Annotated in this window: 8 protein-coding genes; 6 read left to right on the top strand and 2 right to left on the bottom strand. The window is 70.2% G+C overall.

The annotated features are described in order from the left end of the window. From A5712_RS32765 to purM, 5 genes are all read left to right on the top strand, one after another. Positions 1-113, top strand: a 113-nt coding sequence (locus A5712_RS32765; RefSeq protein ID WP_369830430.1) for a hypothetical protein, incomplete at its 5' end; no start/stop codon positions are given. Then, positions 101-715: a CPBP family intramembrane glutamic endopeptidase gene (locus A5712_RS24445; protein WP_231982228.1), complete on the top strand. Its 615-nt coding sequence runs from the start codon at positions 101-103 to the stop codon at positions 713-715. The genes A5712_RS32765 and A5712_RS24445, both read left to right, overlap by 13 nt. A 3-nt stretch (positions 716-718) precedes the next feature. Further along, positions 719-1108, top strand: a complete 390-nt coding sequence (locus A5712_RS24440) for a sterol carrier family protein (protein WP_068111136.1) — start codon at positions 719-721, stop codon at positions 1106-1108. A 138-nt stretch (positions 1109-1246) separates the two neighbouring features. Beyond that, entirely contained in the window at positions 1247-2782 is a 1536-nt protein-coding gene (gene purF, locus A5712_RS24435) for an amidophosphoribosyltransferase (protein WP_068111133.1), read from the top strand. A 60-nt stretch (positions 2783-2842) separates the two neighbouring features. Further along, entirely contained in the window at positions 2843-3937 is a 1095-nt protein-coding gene (gene purM / locus A5712_RS24430) for a phosphoribosylformylglycinamidine cyclo-ligase (protein WP_068111129.1), read from the top strand. Positions 3938-3986: 49 nt separating this feature from the next. Here the strand turns inward: purM and A5712_RS30490 are convergent, their stop codons facing one another. Next, positions 3987-4163, bottom strand: coding sequence for a DUF3073 domain-containing protein (locus A5712_RS30490; RefSeq protein ID WP_082964488.1), 177 nt, complete (start codon positions 4161-4163; stop codon positions 3987-3989). 147 nt (positions 4164-4310) lie between these two features. Next, positions 4311-5405 (bottom strand): folate-binding protein YgfZ, encoded by a 1095-nt coding sequence (locus A5712_RS24425; protein WP_068111125.1) that lies wholly within the window; start codon positions 5403-5405, stop codon positions 4311-4313. A 59-nt stretch (positions 5406-5464) separates the two neighbouring features. On the opposite strand from A5712_RS24425, the gene A5712_RS24420 reads away from it, so the two are divergent. Further along, the gene (locus A5712_RS24420) at positions 5465-6331 is read left to right on the top strand and encodes an aminodeoxychorismate lyase (protein WP_156766750.1); all 867 of its coding nucleotides are present in this window, start codon (positions 5465-5467) and stop codon (positions 6329-6331) included. The last annotated feature ends 121 nt before the right edge of the window (positions 6332-6452 follow it).

Below are 6452 nucleotides of genomic sequence, written 5' to 3'. Positions count from 1 at the left end.
TCGGCGTCGTCGATCAGGCCTCGGACGCCGTCGAGGTTCAGGGCCTGTTCACCGTGTCGCTGGCGGAACTGCGCGAGACGTCCGAGGCGGTGCTGCCGCGATTCTTCGGGTAAGCCGGCTTCGGGCGCTGTCGTTGGCGGCCGCGCTGGTCGGCTGGAGCTTCCTCAGCCCGCGGCTGCCCCCGGCGTGGCGCGTCACCCTGCAGGCCGGCGTCGGCTTGCTGCTGGTGGCGGTGACCCACGCGACACCAGGCCTGCGCCCGCCGCGGCTGTGGGCGGGGATGCGGCTCGGCTCGGCCGCCGGGGCGGCCGCGGCGGGCGTGATCGCCGCGACGACCCCGCTGCCCATGGTGCGGGCCTCGATGGCGGCCCGCGATTTGCCGGTCTCCGTGCCGGTTTGGCTGCTGCTGAACATTCCCGTTGGCACCGTCTGGGCCGAGGAGGCCGGGTTCCGTGCCGCGCTGGCCGCTGTGGGCTCCCGCGCGTTCGGCCAGCGTGGCGGAAGATTGTTGCAGGCCACCACTTTTGGGCTCTCGCACATCCCGGACGCGCGGGCAACGGGCGCGCCGGTGGCGGCGACCGTGCTGGTGACCGGGACAGCGGGCTGGTTGTTCGGCTGGCTGGCCGACCGATCCGGCAGCCTCGCCGCGCCGATGCTGGCGCACCTGGCCATCAACGAGGCCGGTGCGATCGCCACTGTGGCCGTGCAACGCTGAGGTATGCCCGCCCGTCAAAGCGCCGACCCGGCCCAGGCCCGGCAGGCCGTGTTGGCCGTGCTGGACTGGCTGCGCGACGAGTCCCGCCCGGCGCCCGACCGCAACGCCCTGGCGACCGCGGTGCGTCTCACCGCACGGACTCTCGCCGCGGTGGCGCCGGGCGCCAGCGTAGAGGTCCGGATCCCGCCGTTCGCGGCGGTCCAGTGCATCGCCGGACCCCGGCACACCCGCGGCACGCCGCCGAACGTGGTGGAGGCCGATCCGCGGACCTGGCTGCGGCTGGCGACCGGCCTTTTGCCGCTGGACGAGGCGATAGCCACCGGGGGCGTGACGCTGTCCGGCTCGCGGGCGGGTGAAATTGGCCACTGGCTGCCGCTGTTCGGTGTCAGCTGAATACAACCCTGAACTGCAGGTTTAGAGTTGTGTATCAGGATTTTCGCCGCCCAACACGCCCGTCGGATTCGTCGCGGAGCCCGTGCTGCCCGTAGACTCCAACACGTCACCAATCGTTCGCCAGGGAGCCGCCGAACCGTGACCGTCGCTGGAGTAGAAGCATCCGAGCAGGACTTGAACTCCCCCCGTGAAGAATGCGGCGTCTTCGGGGTCTGGGCCCCGGGCGAAGACGTCGCCAAACTCACCTATTACGGCCTGTACGCGCTGCAGCATCGCGGGCAGGAAGCCGCAGGCATCGCCGTCGCCGACGGATCCCAGGTGCTGGTGTTCAAGGACCTCGGCCTGGTCAGCCAGGTGTTCGACGAGCAGACGCTGGCGGCGATGCAGGGTCACGTCGCGATCGGACACTGCCGCTACTCCACCACGGGCGACACCACGTGGGAAAACGCCCAGCCGGTGTTCCGCAACACCGCGGCCGGCACCGGGGTTGCGTTGGGGCACAACGGAAATCTGGTCAACACCGCCGAACTTGCCGCGCGCGCCCGCGACGAGGGCTTGATGGGCACCCGATACCCCGCCCCCGCGACGACGGACTCCGACATCCTGGGCGCGCTGCTGGCCCACGGCGCCGCCGACTCCACGCTGGAACAGGCGGCGCTGGATCTGCTGCCGACCGTGCGCGGGGCGTTCTGCCTGACGTTCATGGACGAAAACACGCTGTATGCGTGCCGCGATCCCTATGGCGTGCGGCCGCTTTCGCTCGGACGCCTCGACCGCGGCTGGGTGGTGGCGTCGGAAACCGCCGCCCTCGACATCGTCGGCGCCTCGTTCGTCCGCGACATCGAGCCCGGCGAGCTGCTGGCCATCGACGCCGACGGCGTGCGCTCCACCCGGTTCGCCAACCCCGAGCCCAAGGGCTGCGTCTTCGAATACGTCTACCTCGCCCGCCCCGACAGCACGATCGCCGGCCGCTCGGTGCACGCCACCCGGGTCGACATCGGCCGCCGGCTGGCGCGCGAATGCCCGGTCGAGGCCGACCTGGTGATCGGCGTGCCGGAGTCGGGTACCCCGGCCGCCGTCGGGTACGCCCAGGAATCCGGCATTCCGTACGGGCAGGGCCTGATGAAGAACGCCTACGTCGGGCGCACGTTCATCCAGCCGTCGCAGACCATCCGCCAGCTCGGCATCCGGCTGAAGCTCAACCCGCTCAAAGAGGTGATCCGCGGCAAGCGGCTCATCGTCGTCGACGATTCGATCGTGCGGGGGAACACCCAGCGGGCGCTGTTGCGCATGCTGCGCGAGGCCGGCGCCCTCGAGGTGCACGTGCGCATCGCGTCGCCGCCGGTGAAGTGGCCGTGCTTCTACGGCATCGACTTCCCGTCACCGGCCGAGTTGATCGCAAACGCCGTGCAAGACAAAGAGGAGATGCTCGAGGCGGTACGGCACGCCATCGGCGCCGACACGCTGGGCTACATCTCGCTGCGCGGCCTGGTCGCGGCCTCCGAGCAGCCGGCGTCGCGGCTGTGCACCGCCTGCTTCGACGGCAAGTACCCGATCGAACTGCCCGAGGAATCCGCACTGGGCAAGAACGTCATCGAGCACATGCTCGCCAACGCCGCGCGCGGAGCCGCGCTCGATGATCTGGCACCCGATGAAGTGCCGATCGTGCGCTGAGCCGGTGCTTCAAAGACGTTTGATTCCGGCGCGAAGCGCCGCCCGGTAGCCTTTATCGCGATGACGGATCCCGGAAAAAGTCCCGGACGAAACCCGGGCAGTCAGGGCATCACCTACGCGGCGGCCGGGGTGGACATTGAAGCCGGTGAGCGCGCCGTCGCGTTGTTCAAGCCGTTGGCCACCAAGGCCACCCGCCCCGAGGTACGTGGCGGGCTGGGCGGGTTCGCCGGGCTGTTCGCCTTGCGCGGCGACTACCGCGAGCCGGTACTGGCGGCCTCGACGGACGGCGTCGGCACCAAACTGGCGGTCGCCCAGGCGATGGACAAGCACGACACCGTCGGCCTCGACCTGGTCGCCATGGTGGTCGACGATCTCGTGGTGTGCGGCGCCGAGCCGCTTTTCCTGCAGGACTACATCGCCGTCGGCCGGACGGTCCCGGAACGCCTCAGCGCGATCGTCAGCGGCATCGCCGAGGGCTGTGTGCGCGCGGGCTGCGCGCTGCTGGGCGGCGAAACCGCCGAACATCCCGGCCTGATGGAACCCGACCACTACGACATCTCGGCCACCGGCATCGGTGTCGTCGAAGCCGACAACGTCCTCGGCGCCGACCGCGTCAAACCCGGCGACGTCATCATCGCGATGGGCTCCTCCGGCCTGCATTCCAACGGCTACTCGCTGGCCCGCAGCGTCCTGCTCGAGATCGACCGGATGAACCTGGCCGGCTACGTCGAGGAGTTCGGCCGCACCCTCGGTGAAGAGCTGCTGGAACCGACCCGGATCTACGCCAAGGACTGCCTGGCGCTGACCGCCGAGACCCATGTCCGGACGTTCTGCCACGTCACCGGCGGCGGGCTGGCCGGCAACCTGCAACGCGTGATCCCGCCCGGGCTGGTCGCCGAGGTCGACCGCGGCACCTGGACGCCCGCGCCGGTGTTCGCGATGATCGCCCAGCGCGGCCGGGTGGCGCGCGAGGAGATGGAGAAGACGTTCAACATGGGCGTCGGCATGATCGCGGTCGTCGCTCCCGAAGACCAAGACCGGGCCCTGGCCATCCTGACCGCACGGCATCTGAACTGCTGGGTGCTGGGCACCGTCGGCAAAGGCGGAAAAGACGGCCCGCGGGCCACACTGGTCGGACAACACCCGAGGTTTTGACAGAAACTGTGCCGATGCTCAGCGCATCGGCACAGTGGTGGTGAGAGGTTCAGCGACGCCAGTCGTCGGGGTCGTCCCAAGATTCGTCTTGGCCGTCGTCGCCGGGTTCGTCGGCGGTCGTGCCCGACAGCTCCTGCTGTAGCCGCTGGAAATCGGTCTGCGGAGAACTGTATTTGAGTTCTCGTGCAACCTTGGTCTGCTTTGCCTTAGCCCGGCCGCGGCCCATGGGGGAACCCCCTCGCGCAATAACGGAGCGGCCTAACGAGTAGGCGGCTCCGATCTCTTGGTGTCGTTATTGTCCTGCCGACAGTTTACCGTGCCTCACGGTCGGGTGTCGGTGACCCCTGGCCGCTGTGGCGGACCTCATCGAGGATTATCCCGCACCGCCCCGCAACCGTTCAACGGCTCGCCGTCCGGCGCCGACGTGTTCGGTGGCGGGCAGGGAATCGGCGTCGATTGCCGCGGCGACGTCGCCCTGCGGCCCGGTCGTCAGCTGCGTGTCCGCGGGCAGCCCGCGCTTGACGAGTGCCAGTGCCACCGGCCCGAGGTCGACGTGCTCGACCACGGTTCCGAGCCGTCCGACGGCGCGACCGCCGGCGAGCACTGAGTCTCCGGTGGAGGGCCGCTCCACCGAGCCGTCCAGGTGCAACAACACCAGCATCCGCGGCGGTTTACCCAGGTTGTGCACCCGCGCGACGGTCTCCTGCCCGCGATAGCAGCCCTTGTCCAGGTGTACGGCCCCCTCGCCGGGACCGCCGATCCAGCCCACCTCGTGCGGGATCGTGCGCTCGTCGGTGTCGACGCCGAGGCGCGGCCGCAGTGCCGCCACCCGGTGGGCCTCGTAGGCCCATACCCCGGCCGCGCGCACGCCGGCCCGCGTCAGGCGGTCGCGCCAGCCGGCGGCCTCGGCGCGCGGAACCAGCACGTCCAATTCGATCTGGCCTGCCGGGGCGCCCGGCATCCGTCGCGCGAAGCCGCCGCCGGCGACCGGAACGGCGGTCGGCTCGTCGGGCAAGGCGTCCACGCCCAGCGCGTCGAGCACCGCCCGGTCGGCCAGCCGCGGGCCCAGCAGCGACAACACCGCCAGATCCGCGCCGCTCGGGGTGACCTCGGACCAGAACACCATCTTGCGCAGGTATTCCAGCAGCGGCTCACCCCGCCACGGTTCGGTGTCGAGGTAGGTCGTGCCGTCCAGCTCCGTCTGAATCCAGTGGTCCTCGACGCGGCCCTGCCCGTCGAGGCTGAGGTTTTGCGTGCTGGCGCCCTCGGGGAGTTCGCTGACGTGCTGGCTGGAGATGGTGTGCAGCCAAGTCTGCCGGTCTTTGCCGGTCAGGGTGAGGACCGCGCGGTGCGAGCGGTCGACCAACACCGCGTCGGTCTCGGCCGCCCGCTGCTCGCCCAGCGGATCGCCGTAATGCCAGACCGCGCCGGCGTCGGGTCCGGGGTCGGGTGCGGGGACGGCGTTCACCCCTCAAACTCTACGGACCCTCGCGGCTAGGCTTACCTTTCATGGCCGACCAGACGGGTGTGATCCTCACGCTGGACGGCGAGGCCCATCCGCCCGGGGCGCCGCTGCTGCACGCGGACGACCTGGCCGCGGTTCGCGGCGACGGAATCTTCGAGACGCTGCTGGTGCGCGACGGCCGCGCCTGCCTGGTGGGCTCCCATCTGCAACGCCTGACGCAGTCCGCCAAGATGATGGACCTGCCTGAGCCGGACCTCGCCGCCTGGCGCACTGCCATCGACGAGGCGGCGCGGCGATGGGCGGCGGGCACCTCCGACGAAGGCGCGATGCGCCTGATCTACACCCGCGGCCGCGAGGGCGGATCGCCTCCGACCGCCTACGTGATGGTGAACCCCGTCCCGGAAAGGGTGACCGCGGTTCGCCGCGACGGGCTCGCCGCGATGACGCTGGATCGCGGACTGCCGGCCAGGGGTGCCGACGCCATGCCGTGGCTGCTCGCCGGGGCCAAGACGCTGTCGTACGCGGTCAACATGGCCGCCCTGCGGCACGCCGCGCGGCACGGTGCCGGCGACGTCATCTTCATCAGCTCCGACGGCTACATCCTGGAAGGCCCGCGCTCGACGGTCGTCATCGCCGCCGAACGGGGCGCGGACGGGAACCCGTGCCTGCTGACGCCGCCGCCTTGGTATCCGATCCTGCGGGGCACCACGCAGCAGGCGCTCTTCGAGGTGGCCCGGGCCAAGGGCTACGACTGCGACTACCGCGCGCTGCGGGTCGCGGACCTGCATGCCGCCCAAGGCATTTGGCTCGTGTCGAGCATGACCCTGGCGGCTCGGGTCCACACGCTCGATGGCCGGCGACTGCTCCGGTCCCCGATCGCCACCGAATTCGCCGAACTGGTCGACGCGGCCATCGTCAGCGATCGCTGAGCGCTGAATTCTGTTGTCGGCTCGCGCAATGCCCTGTACGGTCGGCCGTACACGGGAAAGGAGGTGGTCCGCGAAATTGATAGCTTCATGGACATGTGAGGTGGCTACGCGCTAGCTGCAT

Source organism: Mycobacterium sp. E2327 (genome assembly GCF_001672675.1).
Classification (GTDB): domain Bacteria; phylum Actinomycetota; class Actinomycetes; order Mycobacteriales; family Mycobacteriaceae; genus Mycobacterium.
The sequence above is the reverse complement of the archived record's forward strand: the minus strand, read 5'-3'. Positions and strand labels throughout refer to the sequence as shown.